18 protein-coding genes are annotated in these 21333 nt (G+C 61.1%); 9 read left to right on the top strand and 9 right to left on the bottom strand.

Features of this window, described 5'->3' with window-relative positions; genetic code table 11:
* Positions 1-21: 21 nt before the first annotated feature.
* Positions 22-717 (top strand): HAD-IA family hydrolase, encoded by a 696-nt coding sequence (locus CAF90_RS26830; RefSeq protein WP_085609055.1) that lies wholly within the window; start codon positions 22-24, stop codon positions 715-717.
* 76 nt (positions 718-793) lie between these two features.
* Here the strand turns inward: CAF90_RS26830 and CAF90_RS26825 are convergent, their stop codons facing one another.
* The gene (locus tag CAF90_RS26825) at positions 794-1540 is read right to left on the bottom strand and encodes a 3-oxoacyl-ACP reductase family protein (RefSeq protein WP_085609054.1); all 747 of its coding nucleotides are present in this window, start codon (positions 1538-1540) and stop codon (positions 794-796) included.
* A gap of 125 nt (positions 1541-1665) precedes the next feature.
* Between CAF90_RS26825 and CAF90_RS26820 the strand changes: the two genes are divergently transcribed.
* Entirely contained in the window at positions 1666-2607 is a 942-nt protein-coding gene (locus CAF90_RS26820) for a LysR family transcriptional regulator (protein ID WP_085609053.1), read from the top strand.
* Here the strand turns inward: CAF90_RS26820 and CAF90_RS26815 are convergent.
* From CAF90_RS26815 to CAF90_RS26805, 3 genes are all read right to left on the bottom strand, one after another.
* Complete coding sequence (locus CAF90_RS26815; RefSeq protein WP_085609052.1) at positions 2576-3304, bottom strand: aspartate/glutamate racemase family protein; 729 nt, start codon at positions 3302-3304, stop codon at positions 2576-2578. The genes CAF90_RS26820 and CAF90_RS26815 overlap by 32 nt on opposite strands.
* Before the next feature lie 54 nt (positions 3305-3358).
* Positions 3359-4903 carry an NCS1 family nucleobase:cation symporter-1 gene (locus tag CAF90_RS26810; RefSeq protein ID WP_085609051.1) on the bottom strand — a complete coding sequence of 515 codons (1545 nt, stop codon included), beginning with the start codon at positions 4901-4903 and terminating at the stop codon, positions 3359-3361.
* 501 nt (positions 4904-5404) lie between these two features.
* A complete protein-coding gene (locus CAF90_RS26805; RefSeq protein WP_007960132.1) occupies positions 5405-6139 on the bottom strand; it encodes a phosphoadenylyl-sulfate reductase in 735 nt (244 codons plus the stop codon).
* A gap of 163 nt (positions 6140-6302) precedes the next feature.
* Between CAF90_RS26805 and thrH the strand changes: the two genes are divergently transcribed.
* Positions 6303-6920, top strand: coding sequence for a bifunctional phosphoserine phosphatase/homoserine phosphotransferase ThrH (gene thrH, locus CAF90_RS26800; protein ID WP_085609050.1), 618 nt, complete (start codon positions 6303-6305; stop codon positions 6918-6920).
* A 56-nt stretch (positions 6921-6976) separates the two neighbouring features.
* Here the strand turns inward: thrH and pabB are convergent, their stop codons facing one another.
* The 4 genes from pabB to CAF90_RS26780 form a co-directional block, all read right to left on the bottom strand.
* Positions 6977-8320 carry an aminodeoxychorismate synthase component I gene (gene pabB / locus CAF90_RS26795; RefSeq protein WP_085609049.1) on the bottom strand — a complete coding sequence of 448 codons (1344 nt, stop codon included), beginning with the start codon at positions 8318-8320 and terminating at the stop codon, positions 6977-6979.
* 227 nt (positions 8321-8547) lie between these two features.
* Positions 8548-9534 (bottom strand): alpha-L-glutamate ligase-like protein, encoded by a 987-nt coding sequence (locus CAF90_RS26790; protein ID WP_007951965.1) that lies wholly within the window; start codon positions 9532-9534, stop codon positions 8548-8550.
* Positions 9534-11069, bottom strand: a complete 1536-nt coding sequence (locus tag CAF90_RS26785) for an inactive transglutaminase family protein (protein WP_007951967.1) — start codon at positions 11067-11069, stop codon at positions 9534-9536. The genes CAF90_RS26790 and CAF90_RS26785 overlap by 1 nt, the downstream gene beginning before the upstream one ends.
* Positions 11070-11074: 5 nt before the next feature.
* Entirely contained in the window at positions 11075-11611 is a 537-nt protein-coding gene (locus CAF90_RS26780) for an ATP-dependent zinc protease (protein ID WP_007951970.1), read from the bottom strand.
* Between the two features lie 300 nt (positions 11612-11911).
* Here CAF90_RS26780 and CAF90_RS26775 point away from each other — a divergent pair, with 300 nt between their 5' ends.
* The 6 genes from CAF90_RS26775 to prpD all read left to right on the top strand — a co-directional run bounded on the left by CAF90_RS26775 (position 11912) and on the right by prpD (position 20293).
* Entirely contained in the window at positions 11912-12634 is a 723-nt protein-coding gene (locus tag CAF90_RS26775; RefSeq protein ID WP_169432611.1) for a GntR family transcriptional regulator, read from the top strand.
* Positions 12631-13521, top strand: coding sequence for a methylisocitrate lyase (gene prpB, locus CAF90_RS26770; RefSeq protein ID WP_007951973.1), 891 nt, complete (start codon positions 12631-12633; stop codon positions 13519-13521). The genes CAF90_RS26775 and prpB overlap by 4 nt, the downstream gene beginning before the upstream one ends.
* 43 nt (positions 13522-13564) lie before the next feature.
* Positions 13565-14692, top strand: coding sequence for a 2-methylcitrate synthase (gene prpC / locus CAF90_RS26765; protein WP_085609048.1), 1128 nt, complete (start codon positions 13565-13567; stop codon positions 14690-14692).
* Between the two features lie 61 nt (positions 14693-14753).
* Positions 14754-17348 (top strand): Fe/S-dependent 2-methylisocitrate dehydratase AcnD, encoded by a 2595-nt coding sequence (acnD, locus tag CAF90_RS26760; RefSeq protein ID WP_085609047.1) that lies wholly within the window; start codon positions 14754-14756, stop codon positions 17346-17348.
* A gap of 54 nt (positions 17349-17402) precedes the next feature.
* Positions 17403-18593 (top strand): 2-methylaconitate cis-trans isomerase PrpF, encoded by a 1191-nt coding sequence (gene prpF, locus CAF90_RS26755; protein WP_085609046.1) that lies wholly within the window; start codon positions 17403-17405, stop codon positions 18591-18593.
* Between the two features lie 215 nt (positions 18594-18808).
* Positions 18809-20293, top strand: a complete 1485-nt coding sequence (gene prpD, locus CAF90_RS26745) for a 2-methylcitrate dehydratase (RefSeq protein WP_085609044.1) — start codon at positions 18809-18811, stop codon at positions 20291-20293.
* Positions 20294-20427: 134 nt separating this feature from the next.
* Here the strand turns inward: prpD and CAF90_RS26740 are convergent, their stop codons facing one another.
* Positions 20428-21246 carry a pyruvate, water dikinase regulatory protein gene (locus tag CAF90_RS26740; RefSeq protein ID WP_007951980.1) on the bottom strand — a complete coding sequence of 273 codons (819 nt, stop codon included), beginning with the start codon at positions 21244-21246 and terminating at the stop codon, positions 20428-20430.
* Positions 21247-21333 lie beyond the last annotated feature (87 nt).

The following is a 21333-nucleotide window of genomic DNA, read 5'->3' as shown; positions in this document are numbered from 1 at the left end:
TCTTTGATAACGGATCCGATGATGAATGCACCGCTGAAGGCGTTCGGCCCGATCAAGGCCGTGATTTTCGATATGGACGGTTTGCTGCTGGACACCGAGGGCATCTACACCGAGGTCACCTCGCTGATTGCCGAGCGTTATGGCCGCACTTTCGACTGGAGCATCAAGCAGAACATCATCGGCCGTGGCGCCGGCGATCTGGCGCGTTATGTGGTTGAAGCGCTGGACCTGCCGATCACTGCCGAAGAATTTCTGGTGATCCGCGAGCCGCTGATGCGCGAGCGTTTTCCCACTGCGCAAGCGATGCCGGGCGCCGAGGAACTGATCCGCCACCTCAAGGCGCACAACATTCCGATTGCGGTCGGTACCAGTTCGTCGCGTCAGTCGTTCGGGCAGAAAACCACGTTGCACCGCGATTGGTTTGCACTGTTCGACTTCATCGTCACCGCTGACGACCCGGAAGTCGGCGCGGCCAAACCCGCGCCGGACATCTTCCTCACCGCCGCGCGCCGCCTGGGTGTATCGCCGGAAGATTGCCTGGTGTTCGAAGACTCTCCATTCGGTGTGACGGCGGCGAAAGCGGCCGGCATGACCGCCATCGCCATTCCCGATGCCGCCATGGCCGATGAAAAGTACGCACACGCCGACGGGATTCTTCGTACGTTGAAAGCGTTCACGCCGAGTGCATGCGGATTGCCAGCGCTGGACTGGGCCTGATCAAATCACGAACAAAAAAACGCCGCCCCTCTGTTAAAGGAGGGGCGGCGTTTTTCGTTATCGACTATCCGATCAATCAGGCGCCGAAACCACCGTCGATGGTCAGGCTGGCACCGGTGATGTAACCGGCCTCCGGGCTCGCGAGGTAGGCAACGAAGCTGGCGATTTCCTCGGCTTTACCGTAGCGACCCACCGCCATCAGCGGGATCAGGCTGTCGGCGAACTCGCCGTGAGCCGGGTTCATGTCGGTATCGACCGGGCCGGGCTGCACGTTGTTGATGGTGATGCCGCGTGGGCCGAGGTCGCGGGCCAGGCCTTTGGTCAGGCCGACCAGTGCGGATTTGCTCATCGCATACACGCCGCCACCGGCGAAGGGCATGCGGTCGGCGTTGGTGCTGCCGATGTTGATGATGCGCGAGCCTTCGCCCATGTGTTTGGCGGCTTCCTGGCTGGCGATGAACACGCTGCGTACATTGATTGCCAGGGTCTGGTCGAAGTCTTCCAGTTTGAAGTCTTCCAGCGGCGCGACGGCAAGCACACCGGCGTTGTTGACCAGAATGTCGAGGCGGCCAAAGGTTTCGACAGTGGCATTCACCGCGTTGCGGATGGCGCTGGCGTCGGCGCTGTCAGCCTTGATCGCCAGGGCTTTGCCACCGGTGGCGGTGATGCTGTTTTGCAGTTCTTCAGCCTTGGCGGCCGAGCTGACGTAGGTAAAGGCAACCGCGGCGCCTTCAGCGGCCAGGCGTTTGACGATGGCGGCACCGATGCCGCGAGAGCCGCCTTGAATCAGAGCGACTTTACCGCTGAGGTGTTGAGTGGTCATGTTCGATCTCCAGAAGTTTCAAGGCAGGCTGCCTTGGTGTGGTGTCGAGTATCTGCCCCTCGCCAATAGGCGGGTAGACCGTGGTTGCTATAGTCTGTGTAAACCAAAAGTTTAGAGTGGTGGCCATGGAAACCTTCAGCAGTATCGAATGCTTCGTGCGTAGCGCCGAAGTCGGCAGCTTTGCCGAGGCCGCGCGACGCCTGAGCCTGACACCGGCCGCTGTGGGAAAAAGCGTGGCGAAACTGGAAGCGCGCCTCGGCGTGAGGCTGTTCCAGCGTAGCACCCGTCGGTTGACCCTGACGGAAGCGGGGCAATTGTTTCTGAGTGAGGTCAGCGGCAGCCTGACCACCATCCAGAACGCTGTGAACAATCTGGCCAGTGCCAGCGGCCAACCGGCCGGTACGCTGAAAGTCAGCATGGGCACGGTGTTCGGCCGTTTGTACATCGTGCCGTTGCTGGGGGAATTCCTGACAAGGTTTCCGGCGATCAACCCGGACTGGCACTTCGATAACCGCCAGGTCGATCTGATCGGCCAAGGTTTCGATGCGGCGATTGGCGGCGGCTTCGAACTGCCCCAGGGCGTAGTGGCGCGCAGGCTGACGCCAGCGCATCGGGTGTTGGTGGCTTCTGCGGATTATCTGGATCGGCACGCGCCGATCAGCGAGCCAGACGACCTCAAGCTGCACGACGGCATCCTGATCCGCTCACCACAGACCGGTCGCGTGCGCTCCTGGCAGTTGACGCATCGCACCCGGCAACACAGCCCGCTGACCCTCAAGGCCCGAATGACCATGAGCGATTCCGAAGCCGCCTGCGCCACGGCGGCGCAGGGGTTGGGGATTGCGTTGGTGAGCATGCCGTTCGCGGTCGGCTACCTGGAGGCGGGGACTTTGCAGCGAGTCTTGCCCGACTGGTACGTCGACGACGGCAACATCTCCATCTATTACGCCGAACACAAATTGCTGCCGGGCAAGACCCGGGCGTTCGTAGATTTTGTCATCGAGCAGTTTTCAACCCTGGGCCTCGCTGAACGGTTCAACGCGCAAAACGTGCTGGCCAGCCGATGATGGTTTTCGGGCGTGGCGTCGCGTAAGTCCGCACCTTGGACGTCGACAGGCCCAGTCGCACCAGCGATTCGGCGATGGTCACGGCCGCTGTGACGCCGTCCACCACCGGCACTCCGGTGCGCTGACGGATCTTCTCGTCGAGTCCGGCCATGCCGCCGCAACCAAGGCAGATCACTTCGGCTTTATCCTGAGTCACCGCCAGTTCCGCCTGATGCACGATGGCTTCCAGAGCGCGCTGCGGTTCATGTTCCAGTTCCAGAACCGCCAGACCACTGGCGCGCACCGAGGCGCAGCGATCCCACAGGCCGGAAAGTTTCAGCCGATCCTCGATCAACGGCACGGTGCGATCCAGCGTGGTGACCACCGAATAGGCGTGGCCAAGAAACATCGCGGTGCTGGCCGCCGCATCGGTGATGTCCACCACTGGCACGTTGAGCAATTCCTGCAAACCTTCGCGACCGTGTTCGCCGTAGCCGGCCTGGATCACCGCGTCGAACGGCTGGTCGTAGGACATCACCCGGTCCATCACGGCGATGGCGGCCAGGTAACTTTCGAAATTGCCCTCGACTGAATCGGCGCCGAAGTGCGGCGTCAGGCCGACAATCTCGGTGCCGGGGGAGGCGACAGCCTGCGCCGAGCGGGCGATGGCCTGGGTGATGGATTCGGTGGTGTTGACGTTGACCACGAGAATTCGCATGGGAAGTCCTTATTACGGTTGGTTCTGCGGCCCCGCGAAGGGCCGCCAAAAGATTCAGTGGCTGACGTTGTCGACGGCGATGGCTTCACCGTCGACATCGGCGTAGTGCGGCTGGCGTTTGGCGATGATCAGGTAGAGCATCCCGGCAATGCCGGCGCCGATCAGCCAGGAGAAGGGCGAAACGCTGTGGAAGCCCGGCACCAGCGCCAGAACGATCGCGATCAGCGCGGCCGGAATGAACGCCGCCACCGCCCGCAGATTGACCCCGCGGCTGTAGTAATACGCGCCGTTCGGGTTTTCGCTGTACAGCTGCGGCACGTGGATCCGGCCTTTGCGGATCAGCCAGTAGTCGACCATGATCACGCCGTACAACGGGCCGAGCAGGGCGCCGAGGCCGGACAGGAAGTACACGATCACCAGCGGGCTGTTGTAGAGGTTCCACGGCAGGATCAGCACCGCAATCGTTGCGCTGATCAGCCCGGCGCGGCGGAAGGTCAGGTATTTCGGCGCCAGGTTGCTGAGTACGAAGGCCGGGGCGACGAAGTTGGCCATGATGTTCACCGCCACGGTGACGATCAGGAACGCCAGGCAACCGAGCACCAGAAAGAACGTGTTGGGAATCGACGCAATGATCTCGGTCGGGCTTTCGATGATCCGGCCGTTGATCTGAAATTGCGCGCCGCACAGCAGGACGGTGATCCCGGCGAACACCAGAATATTGACCGGCAGGCCCCAGAAGTTTCCGATCTTGATCGTCTTGCGGCACGGTGAAGAGCGGGCGAAATCGCAGAAATTGAGGATTAGCGTGCCGTAGATCGCCAGCCACAAGGCGCCGCCGGCAAAGATGTTGCGCCACATCTCGCCGCCGGTCAGCGGTTCGCGGATCGACCAGGCGATGGTCGCGTTGGCCTGGGTGTACATCCACGCGGCGAGGCAGGCAACGGTCAGCAGAATCACCGGCCCGGCGAAGGCTTCGTAGCGGCGGACCATTTCCATGCCGTAGGCGAGGATCGCCAGCTGCACGAACCAGATCGCAACGAAACACACCCAGCCCAGGCTCGACAGGCCGAGGATCGAGTTGTGGTCGTAGTCGGCGAAACCGGGATGGATCGCCGTGAGCAGCACGCGAAACACCACCGACGCCAGGTACGTCTGAATCCCGAACCAGGCGATGGCGATCACCGCCCGGATCAATGCAGGAATCTGTGCCCCGTGAATGCCGAAACTGATCCGGCTGATTACCGGAAACGGCACGCCGGTTTTCTGCCCCATGTAACCGGACAGGTTCATGAAGAAGTACACCAGCGCCGCGCCGATCCCCAACGACAGCAGAATCTGCCAGCCACCCAGGCCCAGGGCGTACAGACCGATGGCAAACGAGTAGTTGGCGATGTTGTGCACATCGTTGGTCCACAGGGCAAAGATGCTGTACTTGCCCCAGCGCCGTCCTTCGACCTTGGTCGGCGCGAGGTCACTGTTGTGCAGACGCGGGCTCAGTTGCAGCGGTTCGGCGATGCCATCACCGGGCACGCTGTGGTCGAGGGGTGAAGAGGCGGGCAGATTCAGCGCAATGTTGTTATTGGAGAGACTCGTACGCATTCCGGCAGGCTCCTGATGTTCGGGCCGCGATGACTGTGCATGAGCGTTCGGGCTCGGCAGATCTTCGTCGCGGCGGTGAAAACATCACTGGTTACGGGGCATCTGCAGCCTGTACGGGATAGGGCGCTTCAGGCTTGCGGATCGAAAGTGTGGGTTCATGTTTTGCAGTTTTGTATACAAAACATGTATGCACTAAAGCCAGATCTGTGCCAGTCGGCGATCTATGAAAACCACCGCTGATTTCGAAAAGTTATTGAAGAGCGCTAAGCTGCTGAAATACGGGCGATATAAATTGACCGTTCGAACAGGTATTTATTTTTCGGGAGGGATTTTGGCGGACGCCGGGAGGGAGTGTTTTTGGAGCTTGATGTAACTTTTCAGGGCGCAGAAACGAAAAGTGCACACATAAATGGCACCGATGGTGACATTCGTGTGTACACATTTTTCAAGGTGGGTAGCGAACACTGTGGGAGCTGACTTGCTCCCACGGGGCATCAGGGGTTATGCCTTGCTGATGATATTCCCGGCATGCAATCCGCATTCTTTCTGGGTCGCTTCTTCCCACCACCAGCGACCTTCGCGTTCGTGCTGGTTCGGCAGGACAGGGCGGGTGCACGGTTCGCAGCCGATGCTGATGAAACCGCGCTCATGCAGGCTGTTGTACGGCAGCTCCAGCATGCGGATGTAGCCCCAGATTTCCTCGCTGGTCATCTGCGCCAGCGGGTTGAACTTGTACAGGGTGCGCTCCGGGGTGGAGAACGCTGTATCGATTTCCATCACCGCCACGGCACTGCGGGTGCCAGGGCTTTGATCGCGGCGCTGGCCGGTGGCCCAGGCTTTGACGCCGGACAGCTTGCGACGCAGCGGCTCGATCTTGCGGATGCCGCAGCATTCGCCATGGCCGTCCTTGTAGAAACTGAACAGGCCTTTTTCCTTCACGAACGGTTCAAGTTTCGTGTAATCCGGCGAGACCAGTTCGATGTCGATCTTGTAGTGCTCGCGCACCTGATCGATGAAGCGATAGGTTTCCGGATGCAGGCGGCCGGTGTCGAGACTGAACACCTTGACGTTCTTGTTCAGCTTCCAGGCCATGTCCACCAGCACCACATCCTCGGCGCCGCTGAAAGATATCCACAGGTCATCGCCGAACTCGGCGAACGCGAGTTTGAGGATGTCCTGCGCGGATTTGTTGGCATAGGTCGTGGCGAGTTCCACGACGTCGAACGTTGGGCTCATCAGGGCGGCTTCCTACAGGTCGGTGGCGCTGGGCGCTCTATATGGCGGCGATGGTAACAAAAAGCAACGCGCGCCGGGGCGGCCTCTGCGTTGCGCGCTCTAGGTCGAGCCGCTAGAGTTCGGGCTCGCTCGACTCAATAAACATTACAAACGGGAGTGTCTTGTGGAAATTGCCTGTCTTGATCTTGAAGGGGTGCTGGTGCCGGAAATCTGGATCGCCTTCGCCGAAAAAACCGGAATCGAATCGCTCAAGGCCACCACCCGGGACATTCCCGACTACGACGTGCTGATGAAACAGCGCCTGCGCATCCTCGACGAGCATGGCTTGAAGCTTTCGGACATCCAGGAAGTGATCGCCACCCTCAAGCCGCTGGACGGCGCGGTGGAGTTCGTCAACTGGCTGCGCGAGCGGTTTCAGGTGGTGATTCTGTCGGACACGTTCTACGAGTTTTCCCAGCCACTGATGCGTCAGCTGGGCTTTCCGACTTTGCTTTGCCATCGACTGATTACCGATGACAGCGGGCGGGTGACCAGCTACCAATTGCGTCAGAAAGATCCGAAACGTCAGTCGGTCCTGGCTTTCAAGGGCTTGTATTACCGGGTGATTGCGGCGGGGGATTCCTACAACGACACCAGCATGCTGGGCGAAGCGGATGCGGGGATTCTGTTCCATGCGCCGGATAACGTGATCCGCGAGTTTCCGCAGTTTCCGGCGGTGCACACGTTTGCAGAGTTAAAGCAGGAGTTTCTCAAGGCTTCGAACCGCGATCTGACTTTGTAGCCACCACATGATCGTTCCCACGCGGAGCGTGGGAACGATCATCAAGCGATCAATGGTTAAAGGTTCTGCAAGGTTTCGAGCAGAACCCTGACCTTGGTAATTGACTCCTGATACTCCGCCTCCCAATCCGAGTCAGCGACGATCCCGCCACCGCCCCAGCAGCACACCTGTCCATCCTTCACCAGCAGGCTGCGAATGGCGATGGAACTGTCCATCTCGCCACGCACATCCAGATACAGCAACGAACCGCAATACAACCCACGTCGGGTCGGTTCGAGTTCGTCGATGATCTGCATCGCGCGAATCTTCGGCGCGCCGGTGATCGAGCCGCCGGGGAAGCTGCCAGCAATCAGATCCAGAGCGTCGCGATCTTCCGCCAGCTCGCCGGTCACGCTGCTGACCAGGTGATGCACGTTCGGATAACTTTCCAGGCTGAACAACTCCGGCACCCGCACCGAGCCGATGCGGCAAGTGCGGCCCAGGTCGTTGCGCAGCAGGTCGACGATCATCAGGTTTTCCGCGCGGTCCTTGGGGCTGGCCAGCAGTTCGGCGGCGTTCGCCGCGTCTTCGGCCGGGGTCGCGCCACGGGGGCGGGTGCCCTTGATCGGGCGGGTTTCCACCTGACGCTGGCTGACTTTGACGAAACGCTCGGGTGACAGGCTCAGTACCGCGTTGCCGTCGGGCAGGCTTTGGAAACCGGAAAACGGCGTCGGGCATGCTTCGCGCAATTTGCAGTAGGCCAGCCATGGATCACCCTGGCACGGCGCGCGGAAGCGCTGGGCGAAGTTGACCTGATAGCAGTCACCGGCCTGGATGTAATGCTGGATGCGTTCGAAGGCCTGACGGTAATCGTCGGCTGAAAGATCTGCCGCCATCGGGCTGTTCAGCTTGAACGGGGTCAGTTCCGTGCCCACCGGTTGGCTGAATACATCGATCAGCCGCTGTTTCTCGCTGGCGCTGACCGAGGGGTGGAACACCAGTTGGCTGGTTGCCGATTGGTGATCGCTGATCAAGGCCCAGTCGTACAGGCCAAATCGCGCATCGGGCAATTGCAGATCATCCCGGGCCTGACTTGGCAGGTTTTCCAGATGCCGACCGAAGTCGTAGCTCAGGTAACCGATCAGGCCGCCGGCGAAGGGCAATTCGTACCCGTCGGGCAATTGCGCATCGCCCAAACGGGTCAGATTGTCCCGCAGACGTTGCAGGAAATCTTCCCCGCGCTCGTCCGGCAATACCGCCAGTTGTTCCAGCGGCCAGGCACTGAGCAGGTCATAACGGCCACGGTCGGCACTCGGCCGGCCACTGTCGAGCAGCACGGCGCCGGGCGCATGGCGGACGGCCGCGAAATAGTCGGCGGGGTTGGCGCGATAGGGCAGCGGGTGTACGGAACAGGTCAACATGGGCGGGGCAGATCGGCCATCGAGGCGGGGTGGGGATTGTAGTCCCCTCCGGGAATTGCTCCTAGAGGGGATGTCGGGGATTGGCAGATTGGCGGCAGGATCACGCGACTTGATCGTTCCCACGCTCTGCGTGGTAACGCCGCCATGGACGCTCCGCGTCCACTGTGACGCGGAGCGTCACGGTATGCATTCCCACGCGGAGCGTGGGAACGATCATGAAAGGGAAGTCAGCCCTCGACCGCCGGAATATGCCCAAACAATTCCTGAGCAAACGCCACCCGCTCTTCAACCGACTCCGTCACTCCACGCGCCTTCAGCTCTTCCAGATGCGCTTCCACCGCATGGGTACGCAACGTCAGCCCGCAATCATTGGCAATCTGGATATTCAGCCCCGGCCGCGCATTCAGCTCCAGAATCAGCGGGCCTTTCTCCTGGTCCAGCACCATGTCCACGCCGATGTAACCCAAACCACACAGCTCATAACAACCGGCGGCGAGTTTCATGAAACCGTCCCAGTAGGGCAGTTGCACGCCGTCCACCGCGTTGGTGGTGTCCGGGTGTTTGGTGATGATGTTGTTCAGCCAGGTGCCGCGCAGGGTCAGGCCGGTGGCCAGGTCAACACCGACGCCGATGGCGCCCTGGTGCAGGTTGGCCTTGCCCCCGGATTGACGGGTCGGCAGGCGCAGCATCGCCATCACCGGGTAACCCATCAGCACGATGATGCGGATGTCCGGCACGCCTTCGTAGCTGATGCTTTTGAAGATCTGGTCCGGGGTCACCCGGTATTCGATCAGCGCCCGATCACGGTGGCCGCCCAGCGAATACAGGCCGGTGAGGATGCTGGAGATGTGATGCTCCAGCTCTTCGTGGGCAATGATCTTGCCCGATACCGTGCGATAGCGGCCCTCGAAACGGTCGGCGACCACGATGATGCCGTCACCGCCGGCGCCCTGGGCCGGCTTGATCACGAAGTCGTTGCGCCCGCCGATGATCTCGCCAAGCTTGTCGATTTCCTTCTCCGTGGAAATCACGCCATACAGTTCCGGCACGTGAATGCCGGCCTTGATCGCGCGTTCCTTGGTGATGATCTTGTCATCGACGATCGGGTACAGGCTGCGCTTGTTGTACTTGAGCACGTAGTCGGCGTTACGCCGATTGATGCCCATGATGCCCCGGGCTTCCAGGGCCTTCCAGGTCTTCCAGAAACCGAACATCAGGCGTCAGCCTTCTTCAGGAAAGCCTTGAAACGTACGAGTTCAGTCAGGCGATAACCGCGATAACGACCCATGGCCAGCATGAAGCCCACCAGAATCAGCAGGATCGCCGGGAAGGTGAACACGAAGTACACCAGCTCCGGAACGGTCATGATCAGGTGCGCCAGGGACGCTGCGAACAGCGTGCCGATCGCCACTTTCATGGCATGGCTGGCGCCGCGTTCTTCCCAGGTGATCGACAGGCGTTCGATGGTCATGGTCAGAATCACCATCGGGAACAGCGCCACCGACAGGCCACGCTCCAGACCGAGCTTGTGACTGAACAGACTAATCGCCGCAATCAGCACCACCACGAAGGTCAGCACCACCGACAGGCGCGGCAGCATTTGCAGCTTCAGGTGTTCCAGATACGAGCGCAGCGATAACCCGAGCGCGGTGATCACGGTAAACAGCAGGATGCCGAAGCCCAGTTGTGTCTCGCGGAAGGCCAGGGCGATCAGCACCGGCGTAAAGGTGCCGAGGGTCTGCAGGCCGATCAGGTTGCGCAGGATCAGGATCACCAGCACGCCGATCGGGATCATCACCATGATCATGAAGGTCTGCTGGGTTTGCAGCGGCAGGCCGTACAGCGAGTATTCGAGGAAGTTGGCGTCGGTGTTTTCGTCGGTCAGCTTGGCCAGACGAATCGCGTTCATCTCGCTGTTGTTGAGGCTGAAGGTCACGTTGGCTTTCTTGCCGCCGTCGACGGTGATCAGGTTCTCATCACCGCTCCACCACAGCAGGCGGTCGGTCGGCAGGCCTTGCTCGCCGGTTTCCGGGTTGAAATACAGCCAGTCGGTGCCGTTGAAGCTGCGCAGCCACAGTTCCGGAGTTTGCGGTTGATCGGCGACGAGGCGGATGGTGTGGACTTTCTCCACCGGCACGTGGGCGATGGACAGCAGCAGCTCGACGATTTTGGCTTTGTGCGGCGTCGACGGATCGCCGGCCAGCAGCAGTTTTACGTTGTCGTCGTTGACGTTGTTGACGCGTTTGATCGCCTCGCCAATGAAGGTCTCGACGTCGGCCGAGTGCTGGCGGATCGGGGCGAGCAGGGCTTCGGCGGCGATCTTTTCCGGGCCTTCGATGGCCATGCTGTCGCGGAAGGTCGGGCCTTTGATCTTGGTTTTTTCGGCGGTGTAACGCTTGGTCAGCACCAGACGGTAATAAAGCGTCTGGTTGCCCTTGGCCCGGCGCGCCGACCAGGTGACCTTGCGGTTGCCGTCGACGCGGTTGACCGCCACGCCGTAGTTGTTGGAGATAAAGCTTTCATTGAGGCTGACGTAATCGCGGCTCAGGGGCGGCACGAACATCTGGATCTTGACCGGATCCTTGGTGCTGGCGACGAACTCGACCTTGGCGTCGATGTTCCACAGGTCGTCGGTGGCGTCTTCGGTCACTGGAATGCCGAGCACGAAAATCTGATAGGCCGTAACCGAAACGCCCAGCAGCACCAGGATGGTGATCAGGACTTTCAGGTGGAAGGTTAGAGAACGCATGGAAATTACTCGGCGGTATGAGCGGCGATGGCGCAGGCGGGTTTGCCGGCAGCGTATTTAAGACTGGGATCGACCAGCGCATCGAAGCGTTTCAGCGCCTCGGAGCCGATCAAAAGCGGGTATTGGAACGCACTACGGTCGGTCAGGTTCACTTCGATGCTGCGCATTGCCGAACCCATGCAGATGTCCAGCTCGATCACCGGGCGGGCGGTGTACTTCTTGCCTTCCTCCGGATCGTAGTCGCCGGCGCGGCGCTTGATCTTGCTGACCCGGGCCAGCGGCCGTTCGATCGGGTGCGAATGCGCGGCGTCGATGGCCAGGTAGAAACGTACCCAGGACTCGCCGTTGCGTTTGAAGCGTTTGATGTCGCGGGCGCTCAGCGAGGCGGTTTTCGCCCCGGTGTCGAGTTTCGCCGCCACTTCCAGGTTGATCCCGTCGAGGGCAGCGTATTCGTTGAGGCCGTACACGGTCTTTTCCCCCGCCACGGCGAGGCCGGGCAGGCAAAACAGTGCAAAGAATGTGGGGAAGGGCTTGAGTCTCATAAATCCTGGCGAGCAGCGTTCCGTTCTCGGTTCAGGGCCATGGCATCAGGAAATCCTGTCTGCCCATGCGCCTTCGTGTGCCTATCAGCTTTTTATGACAAGCCGTGCAAATGACTCGCAAATGCGGGCGGCATTCTAGCACGGTGGTTTTATGGCGCCAGCGCCGGGACCGGTCTATAACCCTTGGGGCTGAGATGAAGGCTTATTAGACGATTGTCGACAATCTGTATTTATCCTTTGACTGGTGCGGGCTGATTCGCTAGTTTTTGCCGCATTGGATTTGAAGGTGTCGACAATATGCTGGATCAACTCGATCCCCCGGTGATCAGCGGCGACGATTCCGAGACGCTCTCGGAAAACGTCTTCCGACGCATCCAGGCGGCCATCGTCAAAGGCGAGATCGCCCCGGGCAGCAAGATCTCCGAGCCGGAACTGGCGCGCACCTACGGCATCAGCCGCGGGCCGCTGCGCGAGGCGATCCACCGGCTGGAAGGCCAGCGCCTGCTGGTGCGCGTACCGCACGTCGGTGCGCGGGTGGTGTCGCTGAGCCACGCCGAATTGCTCGAACTCTACGAAATCCGCGAATCCCTCGAAGGCATGGCCTGCCGTCTGGCGGCCGAACGCATGAGCGTTGAAGAAATCGACGAACTGCGCCGGGTGCTGGAAACCCACGAACGCGATGCGGCGTTTCAGGCCGGTGTCGGCTACTACCAGCAGGAAGGCGACTTCGACTTTCACTACCGGATCATCCAGGGCAGCGGCAACCGCACCCTGACCCAGATGCTTTGCGGCGAGCTTTATCAACTGGTGCGCATGTACCGCATCCAGTTTTCCACCACGCCCAACCGCCCGCGCCAGGCCTTTGCCGAACACCACCGGATTCTCGATGCCATCGCCGACCGTGACGGCGAGCTCGCGGAATTGTTGATGCGCCGTCACATCGGCGCCTCGAAACGCAACATCGCCCGTCACTACCAGGACGGCGCCGACAATAAGACAGCCACTGAACGAGGTGAGTCATGAGTTCCAACAAGAGCACTCCAGGCCAGCGTTTCCGCGATGCGGTCGCCAGCGAACATCCGCTGCAAGTGGTCGGGGCGATCAACGCCAACCACGCGCTGCTGGCCAAACGCGCCGGTTTCAAGGCGATCTACCTGTCGGGTGGCGGGGTGGCTGCCGGCTCCCTTGGCGTGCCGGACCTGGGCATCACCGGCCTGGATGACGTGCTGACCGACGTGCGCCGCATCACCGACGTCTGCGACCTGCCGCTGCTGGTGGACGTGGACACCGGTTTCGGCGCCTCGGCGTTCAACGTGGCCCGCACCGTCAAGTCGATGATCAAGTTCGGCGCGGCGGCGATTCACATCGAAGACCAGGTCGGCGCCAAGCGCTGCGGCCACCGTCCGAACAAAGAGATCGTGACCCAGCAGGAAATGGTTGACCGCATCAAGGCCGCCGTCGATGCCCGCACCGACGACAGCTTCGTGATCATGGCCCGCACCGACGCCCTGGCCGTTGAAGGTCTGGAATCGGCACTGGACCGCGCCGCCGCGTGCATCGAGGCCGGCGCCGACATGATCTTCCCGGAAGCCATCACCGAGCTTGAGATGTACAAGCTGTTCGCCAGCCGCGTGAAAGCGCCGATCCTGGCCAACATCACCGAATTCGGCTCGACGCCGCTGTACACCACCGAGCAACTGGCCGGCGCCGATGTATCGCTGGTGCTGTACCCGCTGTCGGCGTTCCGCGCGATGAACAAGGCGGCGGAAAACGTCTACACCGCGATCCGCCGCGACGGCACTCAGCAGAATGTCATCGACACCATGCAGACCCGCATGGAGCTCTACGATCGCATCGATTACCACACCTTCGAGCAGAAGCTCGACGCGTTGTTTGCGGCGAAGAAGTAAGCCGCAACCGTACTCCCTAATAAATTCAAGATTGGAGACAACAATGGCCGAAGCAAAAGTACTCAGTGGCGCCGGGCTCCGGGGCCAGGTTGCCGGGCAAACCGCACTGTCCACCGTGGGCCAGGCCGGTGCCGGGCTGACCTATCGAGGCTACGACGTACGCGAACTGGCAGCAGACGCACAATTTGAAGAAGTGGCGTACCTGCTGCTCTACGGGGAGCTGCCGACCAAGGCACAGCTCGCCGACTACCAGAACAAACTCAGCAAGCTGCGCGACCTGCCGCAAGCGCTGAAAGAAGTGCTGGAACGCATCCCCGCCGACGCTCACCCGATGGACGTGATGCGCACCGGTTGCTCGTTCCTGGGCAACATCGAGCCGGAGAAAGACTTCTCCGAGCAACGCGACAAGACCGACCGCCTGCTGGCCGCGTTCCCGGCGATCATGTGCTACTGGTATCGCTTCAGCCACGACGGCAAACGCATCAATTGCGTGACGGACGAACAGTCCATCGGCGGCCACTTCCTGCACCTGCTGCACGACAAGAAGCCGAGCGAACTGCACGTCAAGGTGATGAACGTTTCGCTGATCCTTTACGCCGAGCACGAATTCAACGCCTCGACCTTCACTGCTCGGGTGTGTGCTTCGACCCTGTCCGATCTGTATTCCTGCGTCACGGCAGCCATCGGCTCGCTGCGCGGCCCGCTGCACGGCGGCGCCAACGAAGCGGCGATGGAAATGATCGAGCGCTTCTCGTCGCCGGAAGAGGCGATCAAGGGCACCCTCGGCATGCTCGAGCGCAAGGACAAGATCATGGGCTTCGGCCACGCGATCTATAAGGACAGCGATCCGCGCAACGAGGTGATCAAGGGCTGGTCGAAAAAACTTGCCGACGAAGTGGGCGACAAGGTGCTGTTCGCGGTTTCGGAAGCCATCGACAAGACCATGTGGGAGCAAAAGAAACTGTTCCCCAACGCCGACTTCTACCATGCCTCGGCGTACCACTTCATGGGCATCCCGACCAAGCTGTTCACCCCGATCTTCGTCTGCTCGCGCCTGACCGGCTGGGCAGCGCACGTGTTCGAACAGCGCGCCAACAACCGCATCATCCGTCCAAGCGCCGAGTACACCGGCGTCGAACAGCGCAAGTTCGTGCCAATCGACCAGCGCTGACCGGGGAGGGCGCCGGCACAGGCGCCCCCTCTTTGAAACTACCGTGACCGAGTCCTGACCGATGAACACAGAATTTCGCAAGAACCTGCCCGGCACGCCGCTGGACTTTTTCGACGTCCGTGCGGCTGTCGATGCGATCCAGCCCGGCAGCTACGACACCCTGCCGTACACCTCTCGCGTGCTGGCGGAAAACCTCGTGCGTCGCTGCGACCCGGCCACGCTCACCGATTCCCTGAAACAACTGATCGAGCGCAAACGCGACCTCGACTTCCCGTGGTTCCCGGCCCGCGTGGTGTGCCACGATATTCTCGGCCAGACCGCGCTGGTGGATCTGGCCGGCCTGCGCGACGCGATCGCCCAGCAGGGCGGCGACCCGGCGCAGGTCAACCCGGTGGTGCCGACCCAACTGATCGTCGACCACTCGCTGGCGGTGGAGGCGGGCGGTTTTGACGCCCAGGCGTTCGAGAAGAACCGTGCAATCGAAGACCGTCGCAACGAAGACCGTTTCCACTTCATCAACTGGACCAAGAAGGCGTTCAAGAACGTCGACGTGATCCCGCCGGGCAACGGCATCATGCACCAGATCAACCTGGAGAAAATGTCTCCGGTGATCCAGGTGCGCGACGGCGTGGCATTCCCGGATACCTGCGTCGGCACCGACAGCCACACCCCGCACGTCGATGCGCTGGGCGTGATCGCCATCGGTGTCGGTGGGCTTGAAGCCGAGAGCGTGATGCTCGGCCGCGCGTCGTGGATGCGTCTGCCGGAAAGCGTCGGCGTCGAACTGACCGGCAAGCTGCAACCGGGCATCACCGCCACCGACATGGTGCTGGCGCTGACCGAATACCTGCGCAAACAGAAAGTGGTCGGCGCATGGTTGGAGTTCTTCGGCGAAGGTGCTTCGGCACTGACCCTCGGCGACCGCGCGACCATCTCCAACATGGCCCCGGAATACGGCGCCACGGCGGCGATGTTCTACATCGACCAGCAGACCATTGATTACCTGAAACTGACCGGTCGCGAAGACCAGCAAGTGCAGTTGGTCGAGCAGTACGCCAAGCAGATCGGCCTGTGGGCTGACAGCCTGAAAGGCGCGCAGTACGAGCGCGGCCTGACCTTCGATCTGTCTTCGGTGGTGCGCAACATGGCCGGCCCGAGCAACCCGCACGCCCGTGTGGCGGTGTCGGATCTGGCGGCCAAAGGCATCGCCGGCCAATGGGAAGACGTGCCGGGGCAAATGCCCGACGGCGCGGTGATCATCGCGGCCATCACCAGTTGCACCAACACCAGCAACCCACGCAACGTGATCGCCGCCGGCCTGCTGGCGCGCAACGCCAACAAGCTCGGGCTGACCCGCAAGCCGTGGGTCAAGTCGTCGCTGGCGCCGGGCTCGAAAACCGTGGCGCTGTACCTCGATGAAGCGGGGCTGACCACGGAGCTGGAGCAACTCGGTTTCGGCGTTGTCGCCTTTGCCTGCACCACCTGCAACGGCATGTCCGGCGCGCTGGACCCGGTGATCCAGCAAGAGATCATCGACCGCGATCTGTACGCCACCGCTGTGCTGTCCGGCAACCGCAACTTCGACGGCCGGATTCACCCCTACGCCAAGCAGGCGTTCCTCGCTTCGCCGCCGCTGGTGGTGGCCTACGCGATTGCTGGCACCATCCGTTTCGATATCGAAAAAGATGTGCTGGGCGTGGTCGACGGCAAGGAAATCCGCCTGAAGGACATCTGGCCGAGCGACGAAGAAATCGACGCGGTGGTGAAATCCTCGGTCAAGCCCGAGCAGTTCCGTCAGGTCTACATCCCGATGTTCGCCATCCATGAAGACACCGGCCCGAAAGTCACGCCGCTGTACGACTGGCGAGAAATGAGCACCTACATCCGCCGTCCGCCGTACTGGGAAGGCGCGCTCGCCGGGGCTCGTCCGCTCAAAGGCATGCGCCCGCTGGCGGTGCTGCCGGACAACATCACCACCGATCACCTGTCGCCGTCGAACGCGATCATGCTCGACAGCGCCGCCGGCGAATACCTGGCGAAAATGGGCCTGCCGGAAGAGGACTTCAACTCTTACGCGACCCACCGTGGCGACCACCTGACCGCGCAGCGCGCAACGTTTGCCAACCCGAAACTGTTCAACGAAATGGTCGTGGAGAACGGCAAGGTCAAACAGGGCTCGCTGGCCCGCGTCGAGCCGGAGGGCCAAGTGATGCGCATGTGGGAAGCCATCGAAACCTACATGGAACGCAAGCAGCCACTGATCATCATCGCCGGCGCCGACTACGGTCAGGGATCGTCCCGTGACTGGGCGGCCAAAGGCGTGCGTCTGGCGGGTGTGGAAGCGATCGCCGCCGAAGGTTTCGAGCGCATTCACCGCACCAACCTGGTGGGCATGGGCGTGTTGCCGCTGGAATTCAAACCGGGCACCGACCGCAAGACGCTGGGCATCGACGGCAGCGAAACCTATGACGTGATCGGTGAGCGGACGCCGCGCGCCGATCTGACGCTGGTGATTCATCGCAAGAATGGCGAGCGCATTGACGTGCCGGTGACCTGCCGCCTCGATACCGCTGAAGAAGTGTCGATCTACGAGGCCGGCGGCGTGCTGCAACGCTTCGCCCAGGACTTCCTCGAAGAGTCGGCGGTTGCCGTTTAAATCAATCGATGTGGGCATGGGACTTCAAGTCCCATGCTTTCGTTAAGGAGCACCATGGCTCACGCACCGCAAATAAAGATCCCCGCCACCTACATGCGCGGCGGCACCAGCAAAGGCGTGTTTTTCAGCCTCAAGGATCTGCCCGAAGCCGCGCAGATTCCCGGCCCGACCCGCGATGCTCTGTTGCTGCGGGTAATCGGCAGCCCCGACCCGTACGACAAGCAGATCGACGGCATGGGCGGCGCCACGTCCAGTACCAGCAAAACCGTGATCCTGTCGAAAAGCATCAAGGCCGATCACGACGTCGATTACCTGTTCGGTCAGGTGTCCATCGACAAGCCGTTCGTGGACTGGAGCGGTAACTGCGGCAACCTGTCGGCGGCGGTCGGTTCGTTCGCCATCAGCAACGGTCTGGTGGACGCCAGCCGCATTCCGCACAACGGCGTGGCGGTGGTTCGCGTGTGGCAGGCCAACATCGGCAAGACCATCATCGCCCACGTGCCGATCACCAACGGCGAAGTCCAGGAAACCGGTGATTTCGAACTCGACGGCGTGACCTTCCCGGCTGCCGAAGTCCAGGTCGAATTCATGGATCCGGCGGCGGAAGAAGAGGGCGGCGGGGGCTCGATGTTCCCGACCGGCAACCTGATCGACGAGCTGGAAGTCCCGGGCGTCGGCACGTTCAAGGCGACCATGATCAACGCGGGTATCCCGACGATCTTCGTCAACGCCGAAGACATCGGTTACACCGGCACCGAACTGCAGAGCGCGATCAACAGCGATCCGAAAGCGTTGCAGATGTTTGAGACCATTCGTGCTTATGGCGCGCTGCGCATGGGGCTGATTTCGAATCTGGATGAGGCGGCCAAGCGACAACACACGCCGAAGGTTGCGTTTGTCGCCAAGCCTGCGGATTACGTCGCGTCCAGTGGCAAGGCCGTTGGCGCCGGGGATGTGGATTTGCTGGTGCGGGCGTTGTCGATGGGCAAGTTGCACCACGCGATGATGGGGACGGCGGCGGTGGCGATTGGCACCGCAGCAGCTATCTCCGGCACTTTGGTCAACCTCGCGGCCGGTGGCGTTGAACGCAACGCCGTGCGCTTCGGGCATCCGTCCGGGACGTTGCGTGTTGGCGCTGAGGCCAGCCTGGAAAACGGTGAGTGGGTTGTGAAGAAAGCGATCATGAGCCGCAGTGCGCGCGTCCTGATGGAGGGCTACGTGCGCATCCCCGGAGATTCTTTCTGACGTAACACAGATCCAAATGTGGGAGCGGGCTTGCTCGCGAAAGCGGTGTATCAGGCAACATCAACGCTGGATATGCCGGCCCATTCGCGGGCAAGTCGAATCGTCGCACCGCCGCTCCCACAGGTTCTGTGTTTCAACAATAAGAATGGTTTAAAACCAAGACTCAGCCTGAACCGAGGTCCCATCAACGAACCACTTTGAAGAGTGAATCGAACATGAGCGCCAACGTCGACCTGAACAACCGCCCCGACTACGACCGTGTCCTGCAGGACATCGCCGATTACGTCCTCACCTGCAAGATCGAATCCGCCGAAGCCCTCGACACCGCCCGCAACTGCCTGATGGACACCCTGGGCTGCGGCCTGTTGGCCTTGCGTTTCCCCGAGTGCACCAAACACCTCGGCCCAATCGTCGAAGACACCGTCGTCCCATTCGGCGCCCGAGTCCCCGGCACCTCCTATCGCCTCGACCCGGTCAAAGCCGCGTGGGACATCGGCTGCATCGTGCGCTGGCTCGATTACAACGACACCTGGCTCGCCGCCGAATGGGGACACCCGTCGGACAACCTCGGCGGAATTCTCGCGGTGGCCGACCACCTGTCGCAAAAGCGTCTGGCCAATGGTGAAGCGCCGCTGACCGTGCGCGACGTACTCGAAGCCATGATCATGGCCCACGAAATCCAGGGCGTGATCGCGCTGGAAAATTCGTTCAATCGCGTAGGACTCGACCACGTCATTCTGGTGAAAGTGGCCTCGACTGCCGTGACCGCCAAACTGATGGGCGCCAACCGTGAGCAGCTGCTATCAGCGTTGTCCCACGCGTTCGCCGACGGCCAGGCATTGCGCACGTACCGCCATGCGCCAAACGCCGGCTCGCGAAAATCCTGGGCGGCAGGGGATGCATCGAGCCGGGGCGTGCGGCTGGCGGATATCGCGATGCGCGGCGAAATGGGGATTCCCGGCGTCTTGAGTGCCAAACAGTGGGGCTTTTACGACGTATTGTTCAGCCACACCAACAACGATCTGGAACTCAAGCCCGAAGACAAACGCACCTTCAGTTTCTCGCGGCCGTTCGGCAGTTACGTGATGGAAAACGTGCTGTTCAAGATCAGCTTCCCCGCCGAGTTCCACGCGCAAACCGCCTGCGAAGCCGCCGTGACCCTGCACCCGCAGGTGCGCAATCGTCTGCATGAGATCGACCGGATCGTCATCACCACCCACGAATCGGCGATTCGCATCATTTCCAAGGTCGGGCCGCTGGCCAATGCCGCTGACCGCGATCACTGCCTCCAGTACATGACCGCCGTGCCGCTGGCGTTCGGCAATCTGGTGGCCGAGCAGTACGAGGACGACTTTCACAAGGCCCATCCGGTCATCGATGTGCTGCGCGAGAAAATGGTCATCGTCGAGGATCCGCGCTTCACCCGCGAATACCTGGAGGCCGACAAGCGTTCGATTGCCAACGCGGTGCAGGTGTTTTTCAAGGACGGTTCGAGCACGGAAAACGTGGTGGTGGAGTACCCGATCGGACACCGTCGGCGCCGCGCAGAGGGCATTCCATTGCTGGAGGACAAGTTCAGGGCGAACCTGGCCACCCGTTTTACCGGGCAGCGCAGCGGGGAAATTCTTGCGTTGTGCAAGGATCAGGCGCGGCTTGAGGCCACGCCGGTGAACCGGTTTGTCGATTTGTTTGTTATCTGAGAGACCGCGTTATCGTTCTTCGCGGGCAAGCCACGCTCCCACAGGGTTTTGTGTCGGATGCAATTTTTGCAAACGCCACCACACCTGTGGGAGCCGGGCTTGCCCGCGAAGGCGTCAGATCAGATACCGCAGAGCTATTTGAAGCGCCGCTCGACGCCTTTTTCCACGAGGATCTTCGCGGAAATTTCTTCCACCGAAAAATGCGTGGAGTTGATGTTCGGGATGTTCTCGCGGCGGAACAGGTTTTCCACCTCGCGCACTTCGAACTCGCACTGGGCGTAGCTCGAATAACGGCTGTTGGGTTTGCGTTCGTTGCGGATCGCGGTAAGGCGGTCCGGGTCGATGGTCAGGCCGAACAGCTTGTGCTGATGGGCGCGCAGGGCGGCCGGCAGTTGCAGGCGTTCCATGTCGTCTTCGGTCAGCGGGTAGTTGGCCGCGCGGATGCCGAATTGCATCGCCATGTACAGGCACGTCGGCGTCTTACCACAACGCGACACGCCCACTAGTATCAGGTCGGCCTTGTCGTAATAGTGGGTGCGGGCGCCGTCATCGTTGTCGAGGGCGAAGTTCACCGCCTCGATCCGCTCCATGTAATTGGAGTTGTGACCGATGGAATGGGACTTGCCGACGGTGTAGGAAGAATGCTCGGTCAGTTCCTGTTCGAGCGGGGCGAGGAACGTCGAGAAGATGTCGATCATGAAACCATTGGAGGTTGCGAGAATCTCACGAATGTCCTGATTGACGATGGTGTCGAAGATGATCGGCCGGAAACCGTCGGTTTCAGCGGCTTTGTTGATTTGTTGTACCATGGCCCGCGCTTTTTCCACGCTGTCGATGTACGGTCGCGTGAATTTGCTGAAGGTAATGTTTTCGAACTGCGCCAGAAGGCTTTGACCCAGGGTTTCGGCGGTGATGCCGGTGCCATCGGAGATAAAGAAAGCAGATCGTTTCATTTGCACCTTGGGCCTTAAGCTAATGAGTATTTCTGGATATGATAGGCGCGATTTGCCGGCCGCCATTGGCCCGCATTCTCACTTATT

The organism is Pseudomonas sp. B37(2017) (assembly GCF_002112885.1).
GTDB lineage: Bacteria > Pseudomonadota > Gammaproteobacteria > Pseudomonadales > Pseudomonadaceae > Aquipseudomonas > Aquipseudomonas paraglycinae.
This window is presented reverse-complemented; position numbering and strand designations above follow the sequence as displayed.

What these genes read in the sequence shown, in the direction of transcription:
- acnD (WP_085609047.1), top strand. Translation starts at nt 14,754, where the DNA reads ATGAACACAGAATTTCGCAAGAACCTGCCCGGCACGCCGCTGGACTTT.
- CAF90_RS26810 (WP_085609051.1), bottom strand. Translation starts at nt 4,903, where the DNA reads ATGCGTACGAGTCTCTCCAATAACAACATTGCGCTGAATCTGCCCGCC.
- CAF90_RS26740 (WP_007951980.1), bottom strand. Translation starts at nt 21,246, where the DNA reads ATGAAACGATCTGCTTTCTTTATCTCCGATGGCACCGGCATCACCGCC.
- prpF (WP_085609046.1), top strand. Translation starts at nt 17,403, where the DNA reads ATGGCTCACGCACCGCAAATAAAGATCCCCGCCACCTACATGCGCGGC.
- CAF90_RS26830 (WP_085609055.1), top strand. Translation starts at nt 22, where the DNA reads ATGAATGCACCGCTGAAGGCGTTCGGCCCGATCAAGGCCGTGATTTTC.
- prpB (WP_007951973.1), top strand. Translation starts at nt 12,631, where the DNA reads ATGAGTTCCAACAAGAGCACTCCAGGCCAGCGTTTCCGCGATGCGGTC.
- prpC (WP_085609048.1), top strand. Translation starts at nt 13,565, where the DNA reads ATGGCCGAAGCAAAAGTACTCAGTGGCGCCGGGCTCCGGGGCCAGGTT.
- pabB (WP_085609049.1), bottom strand. Translation starts at nt 8,320, where the DNA reads ATGTTGACCTGTTCCGTACACCCGCTGCCCTATCGCGCCAACCCCGCC.
- CAF90_RS26815 (WP_085609052.1), bottom strand. Translation starts at nt 3,304, where the DNA reads ATGCGAATTCTCGTGGTCAACGTCAACACCACCGAATCCATCACCCAG.
- CAF90_RS26805 (WP_007960132.1), bottom strand. Translation starts at nt 6,139, where the DNA reads ATGAGCCCAACGTTCGACGTCGTGGAACTCGCCACGACCTATGCCAAC.
- CAF90_RS26780 (WP_007951970.1), bottom strand. Translation starts at nt 11,611, where the DNA reads ATGAGACTCAAGCCCTTCCCCACATTCTTTGCACTGTTTTGCCTGCCC.
- CAF90_RS26820 (WP_085609053.1), top strand. Translation starts at nt 1,666, where the DNA reads ATGGAAACCTTCAGCAGTATCGAATGCTTCGTGCGTAGCGCCGAAGTC.
- prpD (WP_085609044.1), top strand. Translation starts at nt 18,809, where the DNA reads ATGAGCGCCAACGTCGACCTGAACAACCGCCCCGACTACGACCGTGTC.
- CAF90_RS26790 (WP_007951965.1), bottom strand. Translation starts at nt 9,534, where the DNA reads ATGTTCGGTTTCTGGAAGACCTGGAAGGCCCTGGAAGCCCGGGGCATC.
- CAF90_RS26825 (WP_085609054.1), bottom strand. Translation starts at nt 1,540, where the DNA reads ATGACCACTCAACACCTCAGCGGTAAAGTCGCTCTGATTCAAGGCGGC.
- CAF90_RS26785 (WP_007951967.1), bottom strand. Translation starts at nt 11,069, where the DNA reads ATGCGTTCTCTAACCTTCCACCTGAAAGTCCTGATCACCATCCTGGTG.